The 26,445-nt window shown below is 65.5% G+C and carries 20 protein-coding genes and 1 pseudogene; 9 read left to right on the forward strand and 12 right to left on the reverse strand.

The window, feature by feature from the left end; translation table 11 throughout:
- Positions 1-69 precede the first annotated feature (69 nt).
- The 3 genes from ACO1BU_RS14795 to ACO1BU_RS14805 form a co-directional block, all read right to left on the reverse strand.
- Positions 70-966 (reverse strand): LysR family transcriptional regulator, encoded by an 897-nt coding sequence (locus ACO1BU_RS14795; RefSeq protein WP_424136730.1) that lies wholly within the window; start codon positions 964-966, stop codon positions 70-72.
- A 97-nt stretch (positions 967-1,063) separates the two neighbouring features.
- A complete protein-coding gene (locus tag ACO1BU_RS14800; RefSeq protein ID WP_424136731.1) occupies positions 1,064-2,278 on the reverse strand; it encodes an MFS transporter in 1,215 nt (404 codons plus the stop codon).
- A gap of 88 nt (positions 2,279-2,366) precedes the next feature.
- A complete protein-coding gene (locus ACO1BU_RS14805) occupies positions 2,367-2,801 on the reverse strand; it encodes a DoxX family protein (RefSeq protein ID WP_424136732.1) in 435 nt (144 codons plus the stop codon).
- Between the two features lie 200 nt (positions 2,802-3,001).
- On the opposite strand from ACO1BU_RS14805, the gene ACO1BU_RS14810 reads away from it, so the two are divergent.
- Positions 3,002-3,925, forward strand: a complete 924-nt coding sequence (locus ACO1BU_RS14810) for a ring-cleaving dioxygenase (RefSeq protein ID WP_424136733.1) — start codon at positions 3,002-3,004, stop codon at positions 3,923-3,925.
- 56 nt (positions 3,926-3,981) lie between these two features.
- Positions 3,982-4,599: an alpha/beta hydrolase gene (locus ACO1BU_RS14815; RefSeq protein ID WP_424136734.1), complete on the forward strand. Its 618-nt coding sequence runs from the start codon at positions 3,982-3,984 to the stop codon at positions 4,597-4,599.
- Between the two features lie 172 nt (positions 4,600-4,771).
- Here the strand turns inward: ACO1BU_RS14815 and ACO1BU_RS14820 are convergent, their stop codons facing one another.
- From ACO1BU_RS14820 to ACO1BU_RS14830, 3 genes and pseudogenes are all read right to left on the reverse strand, one after another.
- Entirely contained in the window at positions 4,772-5,752 is a 981-nt protein-coding gene (locus ACO1BU_RS14820; protein WP_424136735.1) for a hypothetical protein, read from the reverse strand.
- Between the two features lie 1,277 nt (positions 5,753-7,029).
- Positions 7,030-7,644, reverse strand: a complete 615-nt coding sequence (locus ACO1BU_RS14825) for a LysR substrate-binding domain-containing protein (protein ID WP_424136776.1) — start codon at positions 7,642-7,644, stop codon at positions 7,030-7,032.
- 105 nt (positions 7,645-7,749) lie between these two features.
- Positions 7,750-7,926 (reverse strand): annotated as a pseudogene (locus tag ACO1BU_RS14830) (LysR family transcriptional regulator); the annotation flags it as partial.
- A gap of 149 nt (positions 7,927-8,075) precedes the next feature.
- Between ACO1BU_RS14830 and ACO1BU_RS14835 the strand changes: the two are divergent.
- The 4 genes from ACO1BU_RS14835 to ACO1BU_RS14850 all read left to right on the forward strand — a co-directional run bounded on the left by ACO1BU_RS14835 (position 8,076) and on the right by ACO1BU_RS14850 (position 14,003).
- Positions 8,076-9,617: a UxaA family hydrolase gene (locus tag ACO1BU_RS14835; RefSeq protein WP_424136736.1), complete on the forward strand. Its 1,542-nt coding sequence runs from the start codon at positions 8,076-8,078 to the stop codon at positions 9,615-9,617.
- Positions 9,618-9,627: 10 nt separating this feature from the next.
- Positions 9,628-11,163 (forward strand): UxaA family hydrolase, encoded by a 1,536-nt coding sequence (locus ACO1BU_RS14840; RefSeq protein ID WP_424136737.1) that lies wholly within the window; start codon positions 9,628-9,630, stop codon positions 11,161-11,163.
- A gap of 90 nt (positions 11,164-11,253) precedes the next feature.
- The gene (locus ACO1BU_RS14845) at positions 11,254-12,951 is read left to right on the forward strand and encodes a thiamine pyrophosphate-binding protein (protein ID WP_424136738.1); all 1,698 of its coding nucleotides are present in this window, start codon (positions 11,254-11,256) and stop codon (positions 12,949-12,951) included.
- An 89-nt stretch (positions 12,952-13,040) separates the two neighbouring features.
- On the forward strand, positions 13,041-14,003 hold the full coding sequence (locus ACO1BU_RS14850) for a Bug family tripartite tricarboxylate transporter substrate binding protein (protein WP_424136739.1): 963 nt from the start codon (positions 13,041-13,043) through the stop codon (positions 14,001-14,003).
- Between the two features lie 263 nt (positions 14,004-14,266).
- Here ACO1BU_RS14850 and ACO1BU_RS14855 read toward each other — a convergent pair whose 3' ends face one another.
- The 6 genes from ACO1BU_RS14855 to ACO1BU_RS14880 all read right to left on the reverse strand — a co-directional run bounded on the left by ACO1BU_RS14855 (position 14,267) and on the right by ACO1BU_RS14880 (position 23,002).
- On the reverse strand, positions 14,267-15,889 hold the full coding sequence (locus ACO1BU_RS14855) for a sensor histidine kinase (RefSeq protein WP_424136740.1): 1,623 nt from the start codon (positions 15,887-15,889) through the stop codon (positions 14,267-14,269).
- Positions 15,890-16,344: 455 nt separating this feature from the next.
- Positions 16,345-17,274 carry a 3,5-dioxohexanoate:acetyl-CoA acetone transferase gene (gene kce, locus ACO1BU_RS14860; RefSeq protein ID WP_424136741.1) on the reverse strand — a complete coding sequence of 310 codons (930 nt, stop codon included), beginning with the start codon at positions 17,272-17,274 and terminating at the stop codon, positions 16,345-16,347.
- Between the two features lie 3 nt (positions 17,275-17,277).
- Positions 17,278-18,204, reverse strand: coding sequence for a 3-hydroxyacyl-CoA dehydrogenase (locus tag ACO1BU_RS14865; RefSeq protein WP_424136742.1), 927 nt, complete (start codon positions 18,202-18,204; stop codon positions 17,278-17,280).
- Positions 18,201-20,735, reverse strand: coding sequence for a branched-chain amino acid ABC transporter ATP-binding protein/permease (locus ACO1BU_RS14870; RefSeq protein WP_424136743.1), 2,535 nt, complete (start codon positions 20,733-20,735; stop codon positions 18,201-18,203). Before ACO1BU_RS14870 ends, ACO1BU_RS14865 begins: the two co-directional genes overlap by 4 nt.
- A 50-nt stretch (positions 20,736-20,785) precedes the next feature.
- Positions 20,786-21,661, reverse strand: coding sequence for a branched-chain amino acid ABC transporter permease (locus ACO1BU_RS14875; RefSeq protein ID WP_424136744.1), 876 nt, complete (start codon positions 21,659-21,661; stop codon positions 20,786-20,788).
- Between the two features lie 87 nt (positions 21,662-21,748).
- Entirely contained in the window at positions 21,749-23,002 is a 1,254-nt protein-coding gene (locus ACO1BU_RS14880; RefSeq protein ID WP_424136745.1) for an ABC transporter substrate-binding protein, read from the reverse strand.
- Between the two features lie 163 nt (positions 23,003-23,165).
- Here ACO1BU_RS14880 and ACO1BU_RS14885 point away from each other — a divergent pair, with 163 nt between their 5' ends.
- From ACO1BU_RS14885 to ACO1BU_RS14895, 3 genes are all read left to right on the forward strand, one after another.
- Complete coding sequence (locus tag ACO1BU_RS14885) at positions 23,166-23,870, forward strand: GntR family transcriptional regulator (protein WP_424136746.1); 705 nt, start codon at positions 23,166-23,168, stop codon at positions 23,868-23,870.
- A 24-nt stretch (positions 23,871-23,894) separates the two neighbouring features.
- The gene (locus ACO1BU_RS14890) at positions 23,895-24,662 is read left to right on the forward strand and encodes an SDR family oxidoreductase (RefSeq protein WP_424136747.1); all 768 of its coding nucleotides are present in this window, start codon (positions 23,895-23,897) and stop codon (positions 24,660-24,662) included.
- Positions 24,663-24,865: 203 nt separating this feature from the next.
- Positions 24,866-26,404, forward strand: coding sequence for a UxaA family hydrolase (locus ACO1BU_RS14895; RefSeq protein WP_424136748.1), 1,539 nt, complete (start codon positions 24,866-24,868; stop codon positions 26,402-26,404).
- Positions 26,405-26,445 lie beyond the last annotated feature (41 nt).

Here is a 26,445-nt window from a genome sequence, read left to right on the forward strand (position 1 = left end):
CACGACGAAGCTTAAGAGCACCACAGACGAAAATGGATGGCGGCCTGCGGAAATCTCCCGTTGCTCACTTCACAACGCCCGTGGCGCTAACCCCTCGATCAGCGGCCGCTTCTCCGTAATCTGTGCCGCGAGGCTGTCGAGCAGCGTGCGCACGCGTGGTGTGTGGCGCAGGTCTGGATGCGTCAGCAACCAGAGGTCGGATGCGAAGTCCGGTTCCGGCGGCGCGAGCCGGATGAGGCCGGACCAACTGTCGCCGATGAAACAGGGCAGATAGCCGATGCCGAGCCCACCCGCGACGGCATGGGCGAGGCCGAGCACTGTATCGAAGCGGCCAGCCAGCCGCTCCGGCGCGATGTCGGAGCGGGCATGCCGGACCACCTGCAGGGTTGCCAGATTGTCGCCCAGCGACACCCAGTCCGCTTCCATGAAATCAGCAGGAACCACGGTACCGTAAAGTGCCCAGGCGATGCGCGCCACGCGGCGGCCCACCAGCGTGTCGGGCGGGGCATCGGTCGCGCGCACCGCGACATCCGCATCGCGCCGGGAGAGGTTGAGCGCGGCATTGCCCGTCACAAGGTCCAGGCGGATCGCTGGATTTGCCTGCCGGAAGCGCGTGAGCATCGGCATTAAAAGATCGGAGAGCAGACTGTCGCTCGTTGCGACACGGATCTCGCCGGAGGGCGTAGGCGCCTGACCGGCCAGCCGGCGCGTGACTGTGGTGATGTCCTCGTCCACCCGTGCGGCCAGGGCCGCCACCTCCTCGCCAGCCGGAGTCATGGCGTAGCCGGTTCGGTGGCGCTCGAAGAGCGGGGTGCCGAGCAGTGCCTCCACCTGCTTCAGGCGGCGGAACACGGTGGAGTGGTCAATACCCAAACGCTGCGCGGCGGCCGGCAGGTTGCGCGTTTCCGCCACCGCACTGATCAGGCGGAAATCGTCCCAGGCGAAGGCTCGCACGGGTTCCTTCACGGGGAGGTCCTTGAGCGACGAGGGCGGCGCGGAACCGCCCGCGCCGCCCGAGATATACCCATTTTAGGAGAATGCTCGCCGGCGTGACGAGGCTGGATCACCGCTGACCAGGTTGTGCGGCCGAATGCCCCTGCCCCGCAGCCTGCAGGATGAGCGCCAGCGCCGCCAGACCCGCCCCGAAGAGGCTTACCGCTCCCCATCCCCCGAAGTTCCAGGCCGCCGTGGCACCCGCAGATCCCGCCGCCCCGCCCAGGAACATGCCGGTCATGAAAACCGTGTTCAGCCGGCTACGCGCATCGGGCTGAAGGGCGAAGATGGTGTGCTGGTTGGAGACCAGCGCGCTCTGCACACCGAAATCCAGGACGACTACGCCCAGCACCAGCCCGGCGATTCCGCCCCAGAGGCCAAAGACTGCCCAGGAGGCCAGAGCGAGGGCGGCACCCAGGCCGATGACGAGCCTGGGACCGCGGCGATCCGCCAGACGGCCAGCGATGGGTGCCGCGACGATGCCGACGGCACCGATAATGCCGAACAGCCCAGCCACTTCGGCACCGAGGCCGAAAGGCGGCTGCTCTAGTCGCAGGGCGAGGATCGTCCAGAAGGTCGAGAACGAGGCGAAGAGGGCAGCCTGGACAATGGTTGCGCGGCGCAACGCGGGCTCCCGGCGCCAAAGATGGAGCAGCGAGGCCAGCGCTGCCCCATAGGAGATGGCGGCGCGGGGCGGGCGGTGCGGCAGCGACCACCGCATCAGCGCCGCGGCCCCGAGCGCCATCGGAACGGCCAGCCAGAACATCATGCGCCAGCCAGCATGGGCGGCCACGAAGCCGCCCAGGGTGCGGCTGAGCAGGATACCGGTCAGAAGGCCCCCCATGACCGTGCCCACCGTGGCACCGCGCCTGGCAGGTTCGGCCAAGGAGGCCGCGAAAGGCACGATTTGCTGCGCCACCGTCGCGGACGCGCCCACCACGAGCGATGCCAGCACGAGAACCGGCGCGGTTGGAGAGAGAGCCGCGAGCGCCAGCGCGGCGGCCAGCACGAGAAACTGGACCATGATCAACCGCCGCTGACTGAGAAGATCGCCAAGCGGCAGCAAAAGGAAGAGGCTGGCAGCATAGCCGAGCTGCGTGACGGTCGGGATGAGGCCGGTTGCGCCAGATCCCGCGAAGTCGCGCTCAATGATCCCGAGCATGGGTTGGTTGTAGTAAATGTTCGCGACCGCGATGCCGGCAGCGGCTGCCATGGCGAAAGTCGTGCCGCCGCCGAGCCCGGCGCCTTGTCGCCGCAGCGGGGCGGCCTGGACGCAGCTGCTCATGGAGGGTCCTTTACTGAACGGATGCGGCCGCCCTGGACGGGCGGCCGCGTAAATGGCTGGCCATGAAGGCCGGCCATCATGATTGGGGTCAGGCGGCCTGCGGAGCAGTCGGCCGGGGAGCAACCCGGAACCGCGTGGTGCGCAGGGCCAGGGCGCCGTCACCGGCCAGGACCTGCACGATGGCACCCACGATCAGGAAGGCCGGGTATTCCCAGCCGCCATTCGGTGCGTTGAACACCCAGCCATTGCCGGCATGCACCATCAGCGCTCCGAGCAGCACAGGCAGCGTCAGCAGCACGACGGCGCGGGCATAGACGCCGAACAGGATAGCCAGGCCACCGATCAGTTCCACCAGGACAACAGGCCAGGCCAGAAAGCCGGGGAAGCCGGCCTGCGCCATGAAGGACGCGAAGCCGGGCACCGTGAAGACGACCACCTTCAGCCAAGCATGGGCGATGAACATCACCCCCAGCGAGACGCGCAAGAGGAGAAGGGCATAGGGGGCGAGACGAGCGTCGATCATGGGGAAGTCCTCCGAAGGAGATCCCGGGGCGGGATCGTTGGCCGGAACTTGGCCGCACGGTGGGCCGCAATGCCATCTCGGATATTGCAAGGCTTGGATTGCATACGTGCAATCGGTTTGTCCTGGCTTCGGTAAGCCCGGGCTCTATCTCCTGTTGGCATCGGAGCGCCGGACGCGTTCCCCCCTCGGAGGCAGCCACCATGGCCCAGAACGGCATCCACCACGTCACCGCCATCGCCGGCCAGGCGCAGCGAAACCTGGACTTCTACACCCGCACCCTCGGGCTGCGGCTGGTCAAGAAGACCGTCAACTTTGACGATCCCGGCGCCTACCACTTCTACTACGGCGACGAGACCGGCAGCCCTGGCACGATCCTGACCTTCTTCCCCTGGGAGCATGCCGCCCCCGGCCGCGCTGGCGCGGGCGAGCTGCAGGAGACGGTGTTTCGCATCCCGCAATCCGCGATCGGGTACTGGACCGCGCGGCTGGTGAACCATGGCCTGGAGCGCACCACTCGCTTCGGCGAGACGGTGCTGACCTTCCGCGATCCGGACGGCTTGCGCCTGGCCCTTGCCGGCCTGCCCGGCATCGAGGCCGAGCCCGCATGGGACAATGGCGAGGTTCCGGTGGAGCACGCCATCCGTGGTTTCCACAGCGTGTCCCTGATGCTGGACCGCACGGAGCGGACGGGCGCGATCCTGACGGATGTGTTCGGCTTCCGTGAGGTGACGAGGGAGGGCAACACCACGCGCTACGCGGTGGAGGACACCGCAATCGGCGGCATCGTGGACCTGCAGGCGGTCGGCGGCTTCCTGCCCGCGCGGCTGGGGCGCGGCTCTGTGCATCACCTCGCTTTCCGTGCGGCTGACGATGCGGCGGAGATGGAGATGGTGCGCAAGCTGGCGGAGAACCACGGGCTGCACACCACGGAGCAGAAGAACCGCGACTACTTCCGCTCCGTCTACTTCCGCGAGCCCGGCCACGTGCTGTTCGAGATTGCGACCGACATCCCTGGCTTCGCCGTGGACGAGCCGGTCGAGAATCTCGGCGCCACGCTGAAGTTGCCGGCCTTTCTCGAGGGGCATCGCTCCGCGATCGAGGCCGCGCTGCCGGCTCTCACCTGAAGCACAAAACGCGGGCGGCGCCGGACGGCGCAGCCCGCGCCCCGGAGTAACCCATCATGACCACCACCCTTCTCGACTTCGCCCATATCTTCGAACCGGCAACGGATGCCGCGCGCCCGCCAGTGTTGCTGCTGCACGGTACGGGCGGCGATGAGACCGATCTGCTGCCACTGGGCCGGCTGATCGCGCCCGGTGCCGCCCTACTCTCGCCCCGCGGTCAGGTGCTGGAGAACGGCATGCCGCGCTTCTTTCGCCGCCTGAGAGAGGGCGTGTTTGACGAGGCGGACCTGCGCCACCGAACCGACGCCTTGGCCGCCTTCATCCGGGGCGCAAGCGAGCGCTATGGTATCGGCTCCCCCGTCGCGCTCGGCTTTTCCAACGGCGCTAACATCGCGGCATCCCTTCTGCTGTGTTATCCTGGGCTGCTGCGAGGCGCTGCCCTGCTGCGCGCGATGGTTCCATTCCGGGATCCGCCGGCCGCCAAGCTGGATGGCACGCCGGTGTTGCTGCTCTCGGGCGCGGCCGACCCTATCGTGCCGACGGAGAACACCGCACGGCTCGCGGCGCTGTTGGAGGACAAGGGCGCGGTGGTAACGCATCGGGAATTGCCGTTGGGACATGGCCTGTCCCAGATGGATGTTGCGCTCACGCGCGACTGGCTCGGAACGCTCTAAAACCGGCCATTTCCTGGGCGATGATCACGCCCTTTCGCCGCCATGACCCCTCCTCGCCAAAGCGTATGGCACTGCGATGGCGGGTGGCGCGGATATAACCGCCTCGCTACCGCAGAGCACGGGATCCGGCTCTGGCCTTGGCCAGGGCCGGATGAAGCATGGCCGCGCCTGTCTAGCGGTGCGCGGCCTGCTGTTTACTAACGGGCGTGCGGTTGCCCCTCGGTCTCTCCACGCGGCGGCGGTCACCCCGGGCCGCCGGGTACCGGACGGCTCTCGCTCCCCCTCCAGGACCGGAAGGCTGGATGGTGGGTTCCGTTGTTCTCGGCGGCGCGGGCGGAGGCAAAGGCAGCGGGGCCGATGCAGCGGCCGTGGGTTCCGACGCTATCTCAGGAAAGGCCGCCACCGGCGCGAGGGGCGCGGAGAGCGCGGTAGGAGTAGCAGACTCGGCTTGCGCGATCGGCCCGTCGTCTCTGACCACCAGGGCCTCCGGAACCTTCGTAGCGCCTGCCTGTAGAGCTGGCTCCTGGGCGGGCGCCTCAGCCGTCGCTCGCGGGGCGGGCGGAATGTGCGGGGCGTCATAGGGGTCGCTGTTCCAGCCCACAGCAATGGCGACAGCCACCAGCGCCACGGCGGCGAGGCTTGCCACGCTCTCGGCCGCCCCTCGCGTCCAACCGCGCTCGAGATCTTCCTGCTCGCCTCGCTCCTCCTGCCAGACCAGGTCCTCCACGTCGTCGGCTTCGACTTCCTCGCGTCGAACGCCGGAGGGCGGAGCAGGGTGCACGAGGCGCAGAGGCACAACCTGGGCTGGCCCGCTTCCTGCCGCGCGGCCTGAAAATCGTCCGTCACGTCCGGCGGGCACGCCTTCCAGGTTGTCGGTCCAGATCCGGTCTCCCGGAACTACGATGTGTGACATCACCTCGGTCCAAGCGCCGCCGCCCGCGAGGCTTAGTGGAGGTAGAGCGGCGAACTCCTCCTCGAGAATCTCCGTCAGCGACGGCAGCTCGGATGGCTCGACGCTCCCGTGCAGGATCGGTAGATAACCTGGGAAAGCCGCACCAAACCGCGCCTCGGCCAAGCTCCGGCGCAGCACAGCCTCCGCTTCCTCCCTAAGTTCCCCCAGGTCAATAAGCGCTACCCCGAGGCGGGGGTGCATCAGCACGTAGTCGATGCATACCGCCTGCTCTACCGGCCCTCCAATGTCGCAGCGCCGCCCGCAAATCCATCCAGCGGGAAGCCGCTTCCGTCCCGGAACGCCTCGCTGTCTGCGGTCGTCAGCCCACGCCTCAGGCGCGCATGCCAGTTGAGTGCTCACTGCAGTATTCCCCCGTATCCCCTTCCCCCTCATCAGTATTTTACGGAGAGGCCGCTACCCGTAACCGCGCGCATCACCGCAAATTGCACGCCGTTTCCCCAAGCGGCGGGAAGTCTCCCGGCCTCCCCGGGCAGTCGGAACCAGGCTTTGCGCATGCGTCCGGTCGCGCGCACCGCGAGGCACGTCGCGCCGGACCGCAGCGACATTGTGAGCTAGTCGGGAAGTGTCAGGCGGATCAGGCGGTGGATGAGTTGGCTTGGAGGGCGGACGGAACAAGTATCCTCTGCTTCTCCGCCTCCTGAACTGCGGCCGTAAAACCCGCCGCGATAATTGCCCGTCGCCTGATGGTCTGGATCGGATCGAAACCGATGGGGGCCGTGTTCAAAGCCTCCAGGAGAGAACCACGCAGCCGCTCCAACGTCTCCATGCGGTGCACGTGAGAGGCGCGACGCCGAGCTAGCCCTGTCATTGCTGACAGAAACACCGATTTGATGGCGTATAACTCGGCCTGGTGATCCTCATTTATGAGCTGCTCTGGACGTTCTCTTGATGTCACGAAAGCGGTCCCCCGGCTTTGCCATCGGCGCATCGTTGCTGTGGTGCGCTTTCAGCCACCTTATGTTGGCCTTACTGTATGCAAAATGCCGATATGGCTGGAGCCAGCAAAACGTCTTCTGATCGCCTCTTCGGTCTTAGTCTGTGGGGGTTCATTCCTAAGCGCGCTACCCGGAGATGCAAACCTGACCTCGCCCTGCAGGTTCTTCTGCTGAACAGCCCTGAAGCACCACGTACTCCATAACATAGCTCAACTGTGGTGCTCGCCCCGAGTCCGGCCAGTCCGATCCTGGCTGAGAGAGGCTCTGCTCAGTTGAGAACCATACCGCGCCCACTATGGCCGAGCCGATCGCGTCATTCAGCCCGGGCTAGCATTGTACCGAGGCGGCATGTCAGCCGACACATACCGGGCACATGCGGCGCCCAGTCAGAAGCCGAACAAGATGGATGCGAGTGAAGCAGCCATTCTTGCCGAACTGGCGGAGACCAAGCTGCACCGGGCCGTGCGGGGCAGAAGCAAGGCCGGCGCGACCGAACAATAGCGCTGTCCCCGTCGTTCCGCATCAAGAACGCAGTCTTGCGATCCGGTGCAGGAGATCACGAAACGGTCCAACCGCCGGGTTGCGGTTTTCTGGCCGCCAGATCGCGTGCAGTTCCGCCACCAGCTCAGGCTTCGAAGCAATCGGGCGAACGACCACGTTATTGAAACAGGCATTCCGCACGTCCTCAGGCACCAGGGCCAAGCCCATGCCCGTGCTGACAAGGGAGAGGATTGTCTGGGCCTGAGAGACAGCCTGCACCACGCGCGGGCGGATGCCCGCCGCGGCGAAGGCCGTCGACAGCAACGCGTACATATAAGGGCTGTCTGGCGAGTACATGATGAACGGTTCGTCCTCCAGGTCGCGCAGGTCTGGCCAGCGGCCGGCAGCCAGTCGATGTCCATGTGGCAGGGCTAGCGCCAAACCCTCGCGAAGCACGCAGGACGAGGCGTAGGCGAGCGGGGATGATGACGGCCGGATCAGGCCGACATCAATGCGCCCGAGCTGTAGTGCGTCGATCTGAGCCGAGCCTAGCATCTCCTTCAGCACGAATTCGGTATTGGGCAGCTCGGCCCGCGCGCGGCTGAGAATCCGCGGGAGGTAGTCATAGGTGGAGGAACCGATGAAGCCGACCGTCAATGTGCCGCTCCCTCGTGTCTGCGCAGTCTGACGGGCAAGCTGCGCAGCCCGCTCGCTGGCACTGAGCAGGGCTCGGGCTTCCGGTAGGAAGGTCTGACCCGCCGGAGTGAGCGCAACCGAATGGCTGGTTCGGTCCAGCAGACGGACGCCCAGCTCAGCCTCCAGCAGCTGAATGTGTCGGCTCAGCGGGGGCTGGGTCATCTTCAGCCGCCGTGCAGCCCGGCCAAAATGAAGCTCCTCCGCAACGGCGACGAAGGATTGAAGGTGGTTCAGGTCCAACACATCCGCCCTCGATCCAAAATCGACATTGCTGAAATACCACCGTGATGTTGGACTGACATCACGCCGCCGCCTAGTCTCCCCCTCCAAGAGGGCCGCTTCGGCGCGGCTGACGCGCTCCAGAGCGCTCGGAGATGGAGGGAAAACGGTCCATGGCGGTGTCCCTGGCAAGCGGCGAGAGCCGGATGAGCAACCCCGTGCTTCGCCTGGACCCCCGTGACAACATCGCTGTTGTCTTGCGCGGCCTGAAGCCCGGGGAGGCGCTCGACGCCGAGGGGTTCACGGCACTCGAAGAGGTGCCGGCGGGCCATAAGGTCGCCCTGCATAGCCTTGCGGCCGGCGAGGCGGTGCTGCGGAGTGGGATCCCCATCGGCCGCGCCGCAGTGGACATCGCTGCCGGCCAGCGTCTGCGGGCCGCCGACCTATCCTCCTCCGGCCTTGTGCTTCCGTCCCTCTCCGCTTCGCCGCAGCCGCGTGCGGAGGCCACGCCTGCCACATTCCGGGGTTTCCTGCGCGAGGATGGGCGCGTCGGCACGCGCAACATGATCGGCGTCTTCGTCGTCGGAAACTGCGGGGCGACGGCGGCGCGGCAGGCGGCGGACCTGTTCGACGAGGATCGGCTTGCGGCCTTCCCGAATGTGGACGGCGTCGTGCCCTTCATCCACGAGATCGGCTGCGGGATGGAGATGACCGGGGAGCCGATGGACCTGCTCCGCCGCACCCTCTCGGGCTTCATCCGCCACCCTAACACGGCCGGTGCCGTGGTGGTGGCGCTGGGATGCGAGCGCAACAACCTCAAGAGCTTCCTGGAGCAGGAGCAGCTGGAGGTCGGCGAGCGGCTGCAGACGGTGACCATCCAGGATGTGGGCGGCATCCGCCGCGCCGTCGATACGGCGCGCGGAATGGTCGAGGCGATGCTGCCGGCAGCGAATGCGGCGCGGCGGCAGGAGGTATCGGCGGCGCATCTCGTGCTCGGGCTGCAAGGCGCGGCGCCGGACGGGTTCAGCGGGCTGTCGGCCAATCCGGCGCTGGGCGTAGCGGTGGATCTGCTGGTCCAGGCGGGTGGAACGGCGATCCTATCGGAAACCTCGGAGTTGCTGCCCCTGGAGGAGTCCCTCCTGGCACGGGCGGGTACGCCGGCGGTGGCGCAGGATCTCCGCGCCCGGCTGGATTGGTGGCGCGCTCATCACCGTGGGCGCGATACGGTGCTGAATGGCGTGCTGGACCGCGCACCCGCCCAGGCCGGGCTGGTGAGCGTCCTCGAGAAGGCACTCGACGGAATGCGCAAGGCCGGAAGCACGCCGATCATCGGGGCGTACCGCTATGGCGAGCGGGTACAGGGGCCAGGCCTCGTCTTCATGGACACGCCGGACCATGACGCGGTCTCGGTCACCGGGCAGATCGCCGGCGGGGCAAATCTGATCGCGATGACAACAGGCCGAGGCACGGCCTTCGGCTCCCTCCCTGCCCCCACGGTGACGATGGCTTCCAATGGCGAGACCTTCTCGCGCATGGCGGATGACATCGACATCAATTGCGGGCCGGTGCTGGACGGCAGCGTAAGCGTGGAGACGATGGGACGACGCATCTTCGACGCGCTGCTGCGCCACGCCTCCGGCGAGAAAACCAAGGGCGAAGTCGAAGGCATGGGGGAGAACGAGTTCGTGCCCTGGCCCATTGGCGTGCTGGCCTGAGGAGGCAGGGATGGACTTGGAAGCCCCATTGAACCCTTTCATCCGGCTCGACCCCGCCGATAATGTGGTGGTGGCGCGCATGCCCGTGCCGGCCGGCACACCGGTGCCGATGGAGAACACCGTCACGCGGCACGACGTGCCTGCGGGACACAAGATCGCGGCGCGCTTCATCCGCAAGGGCGAAGCGGTGCGGAAGTACAATACGGTGATCGGCTACGCGTCCGAGGATTTGGTGCCGGGCACCTGGATGCATAGCCACAACATCCTGTTTGATGAGGTTGAGAAGGACTACGCCTTCTCGAAGAACTACCGGCCGACCGAATACGTGCCGGAGGCTGAGCGGGCGACCTTCCAGGGTATCAGGCGCCCGGATGGGCGCGTCGGCACGCGCAACTATGTCGGCGTCTTCACCTTGGGGGCTGGCGGCGCCACGGCGGCGCGGAAGATCGCGGATTGGTTCACGCCAGACCGGCTGGCTGAGTTTCCGAATGTGGATGGGGTCGCACCCTTCGCGCACGGGCTTGGCGAGGGAATGGAGCGCTCCGGCGAGCCGATGGCGCTGCTGCGGCGGACCATCGCCGGGACGATCCGCAATCCGAACACGGCCGCGGCCCTGGTGATCGCGACTGGCGCGGAGAGCAATGCGCTGGATGAGTTCCTGCGGGAACAGGGGCTGGCCGAAGGGCCAAAGCTGCGCACCCTGGTGATCGGCGAGTCCGGCGGGCTGCGGCGCGCGGTGGAAGCCGGCGTCGGAATCGTGCGGGAGATGCTGCCAGCAGCCAACGAGGCGCGCCGGGAAACCGTCTCGGCCGAGCATCTCATCATCGGCATGCAGTGTGGCGGGTCGGACGGGTTCTCGGGGCTTTCGGCCAATCCGGCACTGGGCGCGGCGATGGACATCCTCATACGCCATGGCGGCACGGCCATTCTGAGCGAAACGGGCGAGATTTTCGGCGTGGAACACACGCTAACGGCGCGTGCGGTCACGCCGGAGGTCGGGCAGAAGCTTGTGGACCGGATGAACTGGTGGCTGGGCTACAGCACGGGAGCCGATACCCAGATCAACGGACGCGTCTCCCCCGGCAACAACGCCGGTGGCCTCGCCAATGTGCTGGAGAAGTCGCTGGGCGGTGCCAAGAAGGGCGGTAACTCGCCGCTTATGGAGGTGTACCGCTATGCGGAGCCAGTGACCGCGCGCGGTCTCGTCTTCATGGACACGCCGGGATACGATCCGACCTCCGCCACCGGACAGATCGCTGGCGGAGCGAACATGATCATGTTCACCACTGGGCGCGGCTCCTGTTTCGGCTCGCTGCCATCACCAACGATCAAGCTCGCCTCCAACACGCCGATGTATGAGCGGATGGTGGAGGACATGGACGTCAACTGCGGCGCCATCATCGACGGGCGCGCGACGGTGGCGGAGATGGGCGAGCGCATCTTCCAGCAGCTCTTGCGCCATGCATCGGGTGAGCGAACGAAGAGCGAGATGAACGGGCTGGGGCGGAACGAGTTCGTGCCCTGGCAGATCGGGGTACTGACCTGAACATGCGGGTGCCAGCCCGGCACTGCTTACGCCCGGGTTGCCCCGATGACCACTGCCGCCTCCGGCAGATCGCTAGCGAAGGATTGTAACGTGGACGTCCTACCCGGTTCAGCCTCCGAGCTGACGCCCCGTGCGCCCGTTGCGCGCACCGGCGGCCAGATCCTCGTTGACCAGCTTGTTGCCCAGGGCGTGGAGCGCGTGACCTGCGTTCCGGGCGAGAGCTATCTGGCCGTACTCGACGCGCTTCACGACGCCGATATCGACGTGCTGACCTGCCGCGCGGAGGGCGGGGCCGCGATCATGGCCGAGGCCTATGGCAAGCTGACGGGCCGGCCGGGCGTGTGCTTCGTTACGCGCGGACCAGGCGCGACAAATGCCTCCTGCGGCGTGCACATTGCCATGCAGGACTCCACCCCGATGATCCTCTTCGTCGGCCAGGTGGCAAGGGAGATGCGAGAGCGCGAGGCCTTCCAGGAGCTCGACTACCGCGCGGTCTTCGGAAGCATGACCAAATGGGCCACCGAGATCGACACGGCGGACCGCATTCCGGAGATGGTGGCTCGTGCCTTCCGGGTGGCGATGCAGGGACGGCCGGGGCCGGTGGTTATCGCACTGCCCGAGGACATGCTGGTCGAGTTGGCAACGGTGGTCGATGCGCCACGCGTGGAGCCCGCCCTTCCCGTTCCCTCTACCGAGGACATGCAGGCGCTCGCCGGATTGCTGAGCAAGGCGGAGCGGCCACTGGCCATTCTTGGCGGGTCGGGCTGGGACGAGGCAGCGGTGGACGCTGTGGGCGATTTCGCCAACCGCTGGTCGTTGCCGGTCTGCACATCCTTCCGCCGGACCGACCGGTTCCGCTGGGACCATCCGTGCTATGTCGGCGACCTCGGCATCGGGCCTGGGCCGACACTCGCCGCGATGGCGAAGGAGGCCGATCTGCTGCTCCTGATCGGTGGCCGGATGTCCGAGATCCCATCCGGGTCTTACGAGCTGCTCGACATTCCCGTACCGAAGCAGAAGCTGGTGCATGTGCATCCGGGGGCCGAGGAGTTGGGCCGGGTCTACGCGCCGACCCTGGCCATCCAGGCGGCGCCGCGTGCCTTTGCGCCCTCCCTCGCCGCGCTCTCCCCGGATGCGGTCCCTAGCTGGGCCGCGGCCACGGAGGCTGCCCACCGCGCCTATCTCGAGCTCTCCGGAACGCCTCGCACCCTGCCGGGGGACTTCCAGTATGGCGAGGTGGTACGCTGGCTGAACGAGCGCCTGCCACCGGACACCATCCTCTGCAACGGTGCCGGTAACTTCGCGGGCTGGATGCATCGGCATTGGCGCTTCTCGAGGCTCGGCACGCAGCTCGCGCCCACCTCCGGATCCATGGGCTATGGCGTGCCAGCGGCGGTGATGGCCAAGCGCCAGAAGCCAGACAGCCCGGCTGTCGTCATCGCCGGAGATGGGGACTTCCTCATGACGGGCCAGGAATTCGCAACCGCGGTGCAGCACGGCATCCCAGCCATCATGATCGTGATCGACAACGGCATGTATGGCACGATCCGCATGCATCAGGAGCGCGAATACCCCGGCCGCATTTCCGCGACGCGGCTCGTGAACCCGGATTTCGCTGCCTATGCCACAGCCTTCGGTGGCCATGGCGAGACGGTGCGCCGCACCGAGGAGTTCGCCCCCGCCTTCGAGCGCGCCTTGGCCTCGGGCAAGCCCGCGATCCTGCACTGCTTCCTCGACCCGCGCGCGCGCTCCGTCGGCCGTGACATGCCGGCGGGCCAGCCCCTGTAACCGGAGCAGGAGGGCGGGACGCATAGCGTCCCGTCACGCGCCGCACGGAACGGCGGCGCAAAGCATATGATGATAAGGAGGAAATAGAGATGTCCTTGCGAGCCTTATGGATCTGCTTCGGCTTGCTGTTCGCTGCCTTCCCCGCCTTGGCTCAGGATTATCCGAACCGCCCGATCCGCGTGGTTGTGCCCTTCGCCGCGGGCGGGTCCACCGATATCCTCGCCCGCGTCGTCACGCAGAGCATGAGCAAGCGCCTCGGCCAGCCCATGGTGGTCGAGAACCGGGCCGGGGCTGGCGGCAACATCGGCAGCGATTTCTGCGCGAAAGCGGCGCCGGACGGCTATACGCTGTGCGTCAGCACCATCAGTGCCCATGCCATCAACGCCAGCGTCTACCCCCACATGCCCTATGATAATCTTCGGGATTTCTGGGACATCACGCTGCTGGCGACCCAGCCCAATCTGCTGGTCGTGAACTCTCAGGTTCCGGCGCGCAATCTGAACGAGCTATTCGCCCTGCTGAAGGCGAAGCCCGGCGATTACACTTACGGCTCCTCCGGCGTTGGTACATCGCAGCATCTCGGCACGGAGTTGTTGCTGCAGATGCTCGGCACCACCGCCGTGCATGTTCCATACCGCGGCAGCTCGCAAAGCCTGAACGATCTGATTGGGGGGCAGCTGACGATGGTGCTGGACAACTTCTCCTCCGCCTGGCCGCTCGTCCAGGCCGGCCAGCTTCGGGCACTCGGCGTTGGGTCGCACGACCGCAACCCGGCTGCGCCCGATGTTCCTGCCATCACGGAGGTGCTGCCTGGCTTCGAGTCCGTTTCCTGGAGCGGCTTGTTCGCGCCTGCTGCCGTGCCGCGGCCGATCATTGCTCGGTTGAACCAGGAGGCCCGCGCCGCCCTGAAGGACCCGGAGGTGCTAGCCCGCTTCCGTGATCTGGGCCTGCAGCCCGGCGGGAACTCGCCCGAGGAATTCCATGCCTTTGTGGAGGCCGAGACGAAGCGCTGGGGCGAAGTGGCCCGGCGCGCGAATATTCGGGCCGAGTGATCGGCTAACGGGCATCGCGGCGGACAAGGTCCGCCGCTCCCCTGCCCTGCCCTGCCCTATCAACGACGCTTTGGCCTAACCGCCTCAGTCCTGAATAGACTGGCCAGATAGGCCGCCGCTGAGACAACACTGCCCAGCCTGACCGTGCCCAGCTTGCGGTCTGGTCTCTGCAGAAGGGTGCATCACCCCCGGCGGCCGTCCGGACAGGAGCCTCGCCGGGCCTCCCCCGCCGTCACGATAGTGATCCGGAGAGGACTGCTGGCTCACGCTGGGCCTTCCCACTTTCGCAGTGCCTCAAGCGGCAAGGCGATGACACAATGGACCCCATCGGGCGTGAATTCCCGGCGGGTGTAAGCGTTGAGCTGGTAGGGCAGCGCTCGCTCGATGAGGTCGCTTCCATAGCCCCGGCGGCTGGGCGGCTCGGGCGGCATCTCCACCCCGCTCTCCTCCCAGGTCAAAACCAGCCGCCCCGGGAGGTTGCCCTCATGCTCCAGACGCCAAGTCACTGAAAGCCGGCCAGCCGGCCGCGTCAGCGCCCCGTATTTCGCAGCGTTGGTTGCGAGCTCATGCAAAGCAAGCGCCACAGGCTGAACCTTGTCGCCCGGTAGATCCACCGGCGGTCCGGACACCGTCACCTGCCCCGCCTCCCTGGCCCCTACGGCAGCCAGCTCCGCCTCCACAAGGTCGGCCAGCGGGACGGACCAGACCTCGGAGCGAGAAAGAAAGCCCTGTACCCGCCCAAGCGCGGCCAGACGGGCATCGTAATCGTCGCGCTCCGGCGATGCTCGAAGGCACCGGTGGGCAATGCCCCGTACCATGGCGAGCAGGTTCCGGGTCCGGTGTTGCAGCTCGCCCACAAGAATCTGGAGCCGTCCCTGGTTCTCTTCCAGAGCCGCCACAGCACGCTTTAGCTCGTCGATATTGGTGACAGCTGCAACAGCTCCGGCAATCTGCCCTTGGGCGTCCCGGATCGGAACTGCGGCAACCCGAGTCCAGATCTCGCGACCGTCCTCCTGCGTGTAAAGCATCTCCAGCCCGGGCAAGACCTGCTCGCCGCGCAGCGCGCTGGCACCTGGAAAATCCGTGGTCTCGACCTGGTGCCCGTCCGATGGACGGGTGCGCCAGCGCTCTCGACGAGCATCGTCCTCCGAAGGCATGAGGCCGGTTGGCAGAAAGCGGCGCATTTCCTGGTTGGAAAGGACCAGGTTGCCCTCCCCATCCAGGACACCAATGCCGATCGGCAGAATGTTAAACACGGTGGCGAGCCGCTCCTCGCTCTCGCGTAACCGATCTCCCATTCTCTGGCTGAGAAGCGCTTGCAGAATAGCGGGAGCAAGTGCTTCGGCTGCTTCCAAATCCTCCGGTCGATAGCCGCCTGCGCGATTGCCCAGTCCGAGCATACCGATCGTTCGCCTCGCATGGATCAAAGGCACGCCGAGGAACGACGTCAGCGGTGGATGCCCCCTGGGCGTGCCGATCCTGTCCGGGTGTGACGCGGGATCGTTGGCGATGAGGCCCCTTCCGTCGAGCAACACCCGCCCGTAGAGGCCGTGGATCTTGAGGCCAGTCGGCGCCTTCCCCCTCGGATAGGCAGGATCTTCCATGGTGAAGGCCGCCCAACCGCGTTCGCTGACAGAGAGGTCGTCGAGCCGGCCCGTCCTGAAATTAATCTCCCCCATGAAGCCGAAGGCGCTTCCGGTCACGTCCTCAGCTACGGCAAGGCAGACGCGGGCGAGTTCCTCCTCCGAGCGAGCAGCCAGCGCTTCGCGGAATATTCGATTAATGCCATCAAGCACCGCGTTCTTTCGTCTTAGGCTATCCTCCGCCCGGGCGTGGTGGTGCAGTGCCTGCTGAAGTTGCTCCTGCGCCGTGTCCTCGTCACTCATTGGCCCATTCTGCCAGACCAATACCTTAAAGTATTCTAACATCATCCGGCGTCGACCTGATGCATGATAGAAATAATTGGCCTAACCCATCCATCTCGGGCCGCTGCCGCAATCAGATACCAGCCCCGTCACCATTCTCGGGAACGAAGTTTATGCCATACCCTCTGGCACCAGCCGGGTCGCAATGGCGTTCGCCCGCATCGCCGCCGGCAGTCCGTCTATGGCTTTTGCAGGCGGGATGGCCGCGGCGCTGCCTTCTGCCCGCCGCCAGATAACCGACCATCCAGCGAGAACCTGGCAGGAATTCCGTCCAGCACTGGAATGGCTAAGCTGCGCTGAGCCGCCAGGAGCATGACCCAGGCCCCATCTTTGATGACCCGGCACTTCCCTTCCCGGGCGCGATTGCCTGGCCCGAGCCGAGGGGCCCGGCAAGCTGCCGGGCCTGAAGTCAGCGATCAGAAGTTCACATCATGACCGCCTTTTAGGGAAAGCATCTCTCGCGCCTCATCCGGGCGCGCAATCTCAAGGCCCAAACCTTCAACGATCTGGCGTGCCATACGAACCTGCTCCGCATTGCTTTCGGCCAGCTTGCCGGGGCCGCCCCAAAGGCTGTCCTCCAGCCCGACGCGGATATGTCCGCCCATGGCTGCCGCCATGGCGGCAATCGGCAGCTGATTGCGGCCAGCGCCAAGAACGGACCAGCGGTAATTCTCACCGAACAGGCGATCGGCGGTGCGCTTCATGTGCATCACCTCATCCGGATGCGCACCGATACCGCCCTGCAACCCAAATACAGTCTGAATGAACAGGGGCGCCTTCACGATGCCCTGGTCAAAAAAGTACTTCAGATTATGCAGGTGCGCCGTGTCATAGCACTCGAATTCGAAGCGCGTGCCGTTGGCACTGCAGGTGGTCAGGATGTGCTCGATATCAGCGAAGCTGTTGCGGAAGATAATGCCTTTGTCGGAGAGGTAGTCACGCTCCCACTGGTGCTGAAAGTCTTTGAACCGGTTTAGCATACCGAACAGGCCAAAATTCATGCTGCCCATGTTCAGGCTGGCTACTTCTGGCTTGTAGGTGGCAGCGGGGCGGACACGCTCCTCGATCGTCATGGTGGGGGCGCCACCGGTCGTCAGGTTCACCACGCAGTCCGACCGCTGCTTGATCACGCGCAGGAAGGGAGCAAAGGCCTCGGGCGACTGGTCGGGCTGCCCGGTTTTCGGGTTGCGCGCGTGGAGGTGGACAATGGCGGCACCCGCCTCCGCCGCGCCAACCGCCGCATCGGCAATCTGTTCCGCCGTTACCGGCAAATGCGGCGACATGCTGGGAGTGTGGATCGCACCAGTGACGGCGCAGGTGATAATGACCTTCCGCTTCGCGGCCATGACCTATTCCTCGTTCTGCTGCTGTTTGTGAGCTCGTAGTGCCGCCAGGCGACGGTCGCGCCAGCGCATCTTCGCCGTTGGATCGGAGGCGGGAGGCCACTGCGCCATGATGCGGGCCGTCGCGGCTTCCTCATAGACAAGAGGCGGTGCCGGATCGGCCGCTAGGCGCTTGTAAAAGCCGGTGTAGCGCGCGCAGTAGTCGGGAATACCACCAGGTGCATTCAGCTCGATCGTCTCGAACGGTCCCATGAACGACCAGCGCAGCCCAAGCCCATCCTTCACAGTGTGATCGAGATCCTGCGGCGTGACATATCCTTCGGAGACCAGCCTGAAGGCCTCCGCAAGCAGGGCCCCCTGCAGGCGGTTGAGGATAAATCCTTCCACTTCCTTTAGCACGGCCACGGGCACCTGGCCGATGGCGGCATAGACCGCCCGTGCGCGAGCTATGGTCTCCGGCGCTGTCCATTCCGCGCCGGAAAGCTCCACCAGTGGGATCAAATGCGGTGGGTTGACCGGATGCCCGATCAGGCAGCGTGCCCTGCCCGGCAAGGCCTCCGTGAACAGAGAACAGCGGATCGCCGAGGACGAGGAGGCCAGGACCGCGTCCGGCGGCGCCGCCGCATCAAGGGCGGCGAAGAGTGACCGCTTTACCTCCAGCGCTTCCGGCCCGTTCTCCTGCACAAAGCTGGCGCCGGCCACCGCCTCCTCCAGGCTGCCTGCCGCAGCAATGCGCGTTGCGGCAGTGGCAGGGTCCGGGCACAACCCGGCACTGGCCAAGTCGTCCAGCCCGGTGGCGCATAGCCCGATGGCCGCCGCGGCCACGCCCTCCATCGGGTCCCAGAGCCGCACCTCCCATCCCGCGCGGGCGAATATCATCGCCCATGCGCGGCCGATCAGCCCGCTGCCAATGATGCCGACTGTTTCCGTCATAGCCACAACACCTTGCGCCGGAGATCCTGGTCTTCGCGCAGCAGGCGGCTTTCGCCCGACCACTGCACGGTGCCGCGCTCGAGCGCCACAGTTCGGTCGGACAGGGCCAAGGCGAGATCCAGGTGATGATCGACAATGATGATCGAGACCTCCCTTCGCAGTTGGTCGAAAGTCTCGAACAGCTCCTCGGTCACTGCCGGGGATAGACCTTCGAATGGCTCGTCCAGCAGCAGCAAGCGGGTATCACCCGACAAAGCGCGCGCGACGGCGACCATCTGCTGCTCACCGCCTGAGAGCCGGTCAGCCGCTACGTTCCAGCGCTCGCGCAGCCGAGGGAAGTATTGCAGGATCCGCTCCTCCTCCCAATGGACGCCAGCCCCGGTCAGTCGCTTGAGGCGGCCCAATCCCAGGTTCTCGGCCACCGTCATACCTGCGAAGAGCGCGCGGCCCTGCGGCACGTAACCTACCCCGAGGCGCGCGATCCGGTCCGTGCTGAGCCCGGCCAGTTCCTGCCCGGCCAGGGTAATGCTGCCCGAGGCGGGGCGCGGGGTGCCCATCAGGGTCTTCAACAAGGTCGACTTTCCGGCCCCATTTCGGCCGAGCAGGGCGATAATCTCTCCCCGGTTCACCTGCAGCGACACGTCGTTCAGGATGTGTGACTTGCCGTAGAAGGTGTTGACCATGTCCATTACGAGCAGCACCTCGCTTGTTGCAGCGCTGGGACGTGGCTTTGCGGCGACCGCCTCGGTACCGGACCCGAGATAGACGGCCTGAACCTTGGGATCGGTGCGCGCCTCCTCGACCGAACCGTCAACCAGCACCTCGCCGTCGGCCATCACTGTCACACGGTCCGCCATGCGGAAGACCCGGTCGATATCGTGTTCCACCAGCAGCACGGGGATGTCGGCAGACAGCGTCTTGATCAGGTCACCCACCCGCTGGCGCTCGGCCGCGGCCAGGCCGGCGAGCGGTTCATCAAGCAATAGGATGCGCGGGCGCGTGGCCAGCGCCAGTCCCATGTCGAGTAATCGCTGCCCTCCATAGGAAAGGCTCCCCGCCTCCGCCCCCTCCACCCCGGCCAGGCCGGTCCAGCGCAGAAGCTCCGTGGTGTCGGCGCGGAGATCTTCAATTCGGCGGGCATCGCGGAAGAGGCTGAAATGCGCGGGATGACGCGCCTGGACGGCGAGACGGATATTCTCCTCTACCGAAAGGCCTCCGAACAGGTTCGTGATCTGGAAGGATCGCCCCAGCCCGGCCCGTGTAATGGCGTGCGGCTCCATCCCATCCACACGCTGGCCGTCGAGCATGACATGCCCGCTGTTGAGCGGAAACATGCCGGAGAGCAGATTGAAGGCGGTGGTCTTGCCCGCTCCATTGGGGCCGATCAGCGCGTGCAGCCGGCGATCCTCCACAGCAAAGGAAACACCTCGCACCGCATGGACCGGGCCGAAGCTCTTGACCATGCCTTCGGCCACCAGCACCGGACCGGCGGTGCTGCCCTCCCGGATGAAGCGCTGCGGGATTCGGCCGCTGCTCCCTGCGCGGCGCGCTGCCATGGCCGCCCCCTCCTCCGGCGCCTTGGGTCGGAACGGGGCCAGGACGCGCTTTGCCACGCCCACCAGCCCATCGGGGGAGAAGATGATGAAGCCGACGAAAAGAAGCCCGAAGATCAAGAGCCAGTTGGCGGTGTAGGTCGACAGCAGTTCCCGGAACATAATGTAGAATAGCGCGCCCAGCGCCGGCCCGAGAAAGGAGCGCATCCCGCCAATCACCACCATCGCAAGGAGTTCCCCGGAAAAGGCGATGCCAATCGGGTCGGCAGAGGCGAAGCGATGATTGAAGACGCTCAGCACCCCTGCGAAGCCCGTGATTGTGGCAGAGATGGTGAAAGCCAGTAGCTTGTACCGGTTGGTGTGATAGCCGAGAAAGCCGGCACGCTGCTCATTCTCACGGATCGCTACCAGAACGGTGCCGACAGGCGAATTGTGGATCCGCCAGAGACCCAGCAGCACGACGAAGGCGATAACGGCCACCACGCCATAGTAAAAATTTGGGTCGTCCAGCACGGCCCAACGCCGCACATTGCCTAAGCCGTTCTCACCGCCCGTCAGCTCTGTCCAGCGGAAGGCGATGGAGAAGAGCATGGCTGTGAAGGCCAGCGTCAGCAGGGAGAAGTAGACACCGCGCCGCCGCAGGATCAGCGCCCCCGCCAGGGCAGAGAAGACGGCCACGATCACGATGGCACCAATCGCCGGCATCAGCATGTCGGAGGGAAAGAAGTGCCGTTGGATCAGCGCCGCTGCATAAGCCCCGATGCCAAACCAGGCGCCATGGCCGAAGGAGACCAGCCCCGTCCAGCCAACCAGGATGTTCAGGCCCATGACGGCCAGGGCAAAGACCACCACGTCGGTCGCCGTGGTCATCGTGAGACCGACAAGATCCATAAGGAAAGGCAGCGCGACCAGGCAGGCGAGCACCACCAGCAGCGGCCTGAGCTCCTGCAGGATAGGGGGGCGTGGCAACGGGCTCATCGGCGCGTCTTCCCGGGGAACCGGGGGATGGGGATCGTGATGCATGGGCCTCACTCGAATTTCTGAATGCGTTCGCCGAGCAGGCCGCGCGGGCGCAACAGCAGCACGAGCACCATGAGCAGGTAGACCGCAGCTTCGGTCGCGGGCGGAAAGGCATAGGCGGCAAGGCCGCGCACCACGCCCACCACCACGGCCGCCAGCACCACTCCCCAGAAGGAGCCGAGCCCGCCGATGACAACAACGACGAAGGCGAAGGTCAGAATTTCCGCCCCCATTGCGGGGTGCACGCCGGTGACAGGCGCCATCATGGTGCCGGCCATTGCTGCCAGGCCGACCGCGATCATCACCACTGCTGTCATATAGGGCTTCAGGGAGATACCCAGTGCCGCGACCATGTCCGGGTTCTGCACGCCCGCTCGAACCACGCGCCCGAAGGCGGTACGGCGCAGGAGGATCCACAGGGCCGCGACGCAGATCACAGCGACAGCAAGGATAATCAGCCGGTACTGCGAGTAGATAAACTCCCCGATGAAGACCTGTCCGCGCAGCCAGAGTGGGATTGAGAAGGGCACCGGCGCGGCACCAAATATCATGCGGAGCACTTGCTCCGCGACCATGGCCAGGCCGAAGGTGAGAAGCAGGCTAAGGATCGGATCGCCACGATAGAAGCGGCGAAGCAGGAAGCGCTCAACCACCAGGCCGAGGATGGCGACGAGGATGGGGGAAGCGACCAGCGCGCCTCCAAAGCCGATATACGGCGAAACAGCCACGGTGACATAGGCGCCGATGGCGTAGAAGGCGCCGTGCGCCAGGTTGACGATCCCGCCCAGGCTGAAGATCAGCGACAGACCGAGTGCTATCAGCAGGTAGTAGGCGCCGATGAGCAGGCCATTCAGCACCTGCTCCAAGATGAAGACGAGTTCCACGATGCATGCTCCCCGCATCCGGCGCGCCCGTCCGGGATCCGGGCGGGCGCAGGGACAGGCTTGGCGACGGGCCTCAGCCCGAGCGCATCAACTCGGGAAGGTGCAGCTGTTCTCCTCCGCCGTGGCAGCCACTGCCTCAAGTGACTCTTCAGCCGTTGGAATGGCCGCCGAAGACGAGAAGATGTCCCACTCGTTCTTCACCTGCGCCGCCGGCAGCGCAGTGATGGCATAGAGCTCCATCATCAACTGGTGGTCTCGGGCCCGGAAATAACCCTCCCGCGATTTTGAAATATCAAACTTGGCGCCCTTCTCCAGGTGCTGCACCAGCTGGGTCGCGTCGATGCTCTTCAACTCATTCATGGACTGAGCAATGATCTTGACTGCGGTGTAATCGCTCCAGCCCTGGTTCTCGGGCGGGCGCTTCCAACGAGCGCGATAGGCGTTGGCGAATTTCTGTGCCGAGGGTGTCTGGATGAGGTGATGCCAGACAGTCGGCCAGGTGCCCAGGAAGTTGCCGGGGCCGGCGCCCCAGGCCAGGGCCGTGTCAAAGCCGAAGCCGGCGACAGGGAAACGCAGCCCGAATTCGCTGTACTGCTTCAGAAAGTTCGTCACCTGCGCGCCCGCCAGGTTGCCGATGACAACGTCCGGCCTCGCCTGCCGGATCTTCAACAGGAAGGGGGAGAAGTCGGTCAGCTCGGTTGGAACGAGGTCCTCGCCGCCGGCCGTGGCACCGTTCGCGCCCAGATAGTGGCGGGCGACGCGCGCAAGATCGTGGCCGAAGGCATAGTCGGCATTCAGGGCGTAGTACTTCTTCCCGCGCACCAAACCCTGATCCAGCATGGCCCGACCGGCGGTCTTCACCATCATCGAGTTCTGGCTCTCGGTGTGGAACATGTAGCGGCGGCAGTCAGAGCCGCGCAGCGCGTCGGAATTGGCGCCGGTGTTGATGAAAAGCACCCTCTCCCGCTGCACCACCTGGCCAATGGCCAGGGCGGAGGCCGAATTGATCTCGCCCACAATGCAGGCGACCTTCTCGCGCTGGATGTAACGCTCGGCCTTCGCCGAAGCCGTCTGCGGGTTGACGCTGTCCTCGAAGATAATCTCCAGCTTGCGGCCGGCGATGCCGCCAGCGGCATTGATCTCCTCCATGGCCAGCGTGGCGGCCTGGACGGCGAATTCACCGAGAGGGCCGAGGAAGCCGGTGCGAGGTGTCAGGTGTCCGATGCGCAGGACATCTGGCTGGCTCTGTGAAAGTGCCGGCCGGGCGAGAGCGGCAGCGCCCAGCAGGGCCGCGCCGCCGGCCATCAGGCCGCGGCGGGACATGGGTGTGACATGCGGCATCGATGGGTGGTCCTCCCGATTACGCGTTCGATCCTGGACATCGGACCGCCTTGTGACGGCCTCTTTAAGCTTTCGATCCAGACCCCGCCCGGCGCTTCGGCGCTTGCCGTAATCTGTGATCACAGTCATGCTGGCCCAGTCTAAAACGGTTTGTCCAGTCCGAATGTCCAAGAGCGCCGCCGCCCTGGCCGACCTGCCCCAGATCGAGCACCGCACCCTTGCCGTCACGGTGCATGCGCATCTGCGCAATCTGCTGGTCTCCGGCCGGGTCGCGCCCGGCGAGCGCCTGTCGCTCAGGGCCGTGGGACAGGCACTCGGCGTCTCCGTGATGCCGGTGCGGGAAGCGGTGCACCGGCTTGTTGCGGATGGAGCGCTGGAGGTGGCGCCCAATCGGGTTGTGCAGGTGCCGCTGATGACCGCCCCTATGCTGCAGCAGATTTCCGATGTGCGGATCGAAGTGGAGGGTTTCGCCGCCCAACGCGCGGCGGAACGGCGCACAACAATGCAGTTGGCGGGGATTGAGGCGGCGGAAGCGGCCTTCAGGGCCGAGGCGCTACGACCTGGTGCCGAGCCCGGACGTGCCGTGGCTCTGAACCAGGCCCTCCATTTCGCCATCTACTCCGCTGCTGGCCTGCCAGTGCTTGAGGAGTTGATCGACCGGATGTGGCTGAAGATCGGCCCAGTTCTGAACCTGGATCTACGCGCCAATCCAGAGCGCCTGGCCAATGGCGGAGCGGTGGGCTTCCACGCCAAGGCAGTGCGGGCCATCCGTGAGGGCGACGGCGCCACCGCGCGGGCAGCCATCGCAGAAGACATCGGCAATGCGCGGGATTTTATCCTGGGACGCGGCGGGTTACCGCCCAAGTAGAAGCCGGAGAGGGAGGAGAACGCCATGGATCTGGGCATCACCGGGCTGCGCGTGTTGGTCACTGCCGGGGCCAATGGCATCGGCAGGACCGTAGTGGAGGCCTTCCTGTCGGAGGGCGCGCAGGTCTTCACCTGCGACCTCGACACCGAGGGGCTGAGTACACTGAACCCCGCCATTGGCCGCATGGTAGCCGACGTGGCTGATCGGGCGCAGGTCGCATCGCTCTTTGCCCAGGCGACGGAGCGCATGGGCGGCCTGGACGTTCTCGTGAACAATGCAGGCATCGCCGGTCCAACCGGGCGGGTGGAGGAGATCGCAATCGAAGATTGGGATCGGTGCCTTGATGTGTGCCTGACCAGCCAGTTCAACTGCGTTCGGCTAGCGGTTCCCCATTTGCGCCGAAGTGGGAACGCCTCGATCGTCAACTTATCCTCGGCGGCCGGAAAGTTCGGCTTCGCCATGCGCACGCCCTATGCAGCAGCAAAATGGGGCGTCATAGGGCTGACCAAATCGCTGGCAATCGAGCTGGGGGATGCCGGAATTCGCGTGAACGCCATCCTTCCGGGCCTTGTCGCGGGCGACCGGCAACGCCGCGTGCTGGAGGCTAAGGCGCAGCAGCGAGGGATCAGCTACAAGGAAATGGAGGCGCTCGCCTTCTCCTTCACCTCGATCAAGGAGTACGTCACGCCGCAGCAGCTGGCGGACCAGATCCTGTTCCTGTGCAGCCCACGAGCCCGCACCATTTCGGGTCAGGCCATCAGCGTCGATGGGGATACCCGCATGCTGTCGTGACGGTGGCGGGTGCCAGGCGTGCATCTCAACGCGCCGCCACTTGACCCACTTCTCATGGCCGCAGAGGACTATCTGGCGCGAAAAGAGCTTGGTGCACGCGGGCAGCATCTGCGAACGGCGCTGTTGCGCCAGGGCGTCAAGCACAGCATCCGTCGCCGCGCGTGTTCCTCGCGCCGCAGGAGACTGTTTCAGGGAGTCCCTTAATGCTCGACATGGCACCTGCCTCACCCTTGATCTGCCTTCACTCCAAGGACAACGTCGCCGTCGTCCGGGCACGCCTGGAGCCCGGTGCTGACCTCGGCCGGGCAGGACTGCGAGCACGAACAGAGGTGCCGCGGGGACACAAGGTTGCCGTTCTGGCTGTTTCTGCCGGCGGGGCCGTGCGCAAATACGGCCAGATTATCGGCTACGCCACGCGGGCCATAGCGGCTGGCGAGCACGTCCATCTGCATAACATGGAGATGCGCGAGGGTGTATTGGAACACGATTTCTGCGCCGACGCCCGGCCGACGCCCCTCCTCCCCTATGCTGAGCGCCGCACCTTCGAGGGCTACGCGCGGCCAGACGACCAGGTAGGCACCCGCAACTACATCGGCATCATCACCTCGGTAAACTGCTCCGCAACTGCTGCCCGTGCGACTGCGGATCGCCTCAGCCGGAGCGGCGAGCTAGCCCGCTTCGGCAATGTAGATGGCATAGTGGCTCTTACCCATGGCGGGGGCTGTGCGCTTAGCACGAAGACAGAGGGCTACGCTTATCTGACCCGCACACTGGCTGGCTACGCCCGCAATCCGAATTTTGCGGCGGTCCTGATGATTGGCCTGGGTTGCGAGACGAATCAGATTGGGCCGATCCTCGAGCAGCACGGGCTGCAAGAAGGTCCGTATCTCCGGATGATGACGATACAGAGTGAAGGCGGCACACGCCGCACCATCGAGGCAGCCACCGAGATTATTCGCGCCATGCTGCCCGAGGTGAACGCCGTGCAGCGTACGACCCAGCCACTTTCGAAGCTGAAGCTTGCCTTGCAATGCGGCGGTTCAGACGGTTACTCGGGCATTTCCGCCAATCCCGCACTCGGCCATGCAGCAGACCTGCTCGTGCGGCATGGCGGCACGGCGGTGTTGAGCGAGACCCCCGAGATCTACGGCGCTGAACATCTGCTGACGCGACGCGCCATCAGTCCAGAGGTCGCACGCAAGCTGCTCGAACGGATCGAGTGGTGGCGAGACTATACCGCAAAGAACGGGGCGGAGTTGAACAACAACCCGTCCCACGGCAACAAGGCGGGTGGCCTCACGACCATCCTGGAAAAGTCGCTCGGTGCGGTAGCCAAGGGCGGCTCCATGCCGCTGGAAGCCGTGTATGAGTACGCGGAACCGATTGATCACTCCGGCCTCGTGTTCATGGACACGCCAGGCTACGATCCGGTCGCCGTTACCGGGCAGGTGGCTGGCGGTTGCAACGTTATCTGCTTCACCACAGGCCGCGGATCAGTATCGGGATTCAAGCCGGCACCGTGCATCAAGATCGCCACCAACAGCGAAATGTATCAGCACATGGACGAGGACATGGATATCAATTGCGGGGGCATCATTACCGGCGATGAGAGCATTGAGGACGCTGGCCAGCGTATCTTTGATCGTATCATAGCGGTCGCCTCTGGCCATAAGACGCTGAGTGAAGATTTCGGCTACGGCGACAACGAGTTCGTGCCTTGGCAGATAGGCGCCGTCACTTGACGTGTGTGCGGGTTACCTCGTCCGGAATCTGATGGTTCCAC

This window comes from Roseomonas chloroacetimidivorans (assembly GCF_049629625.1).
Taxonomy (GTDB): domain Bacteria; phylum Pseudomonadota; class Alphaproteobacteria; order Acetobacterales; family Acetobacteraceae; genus Roseomonas; species Roseomonas chloroacetimidivorans.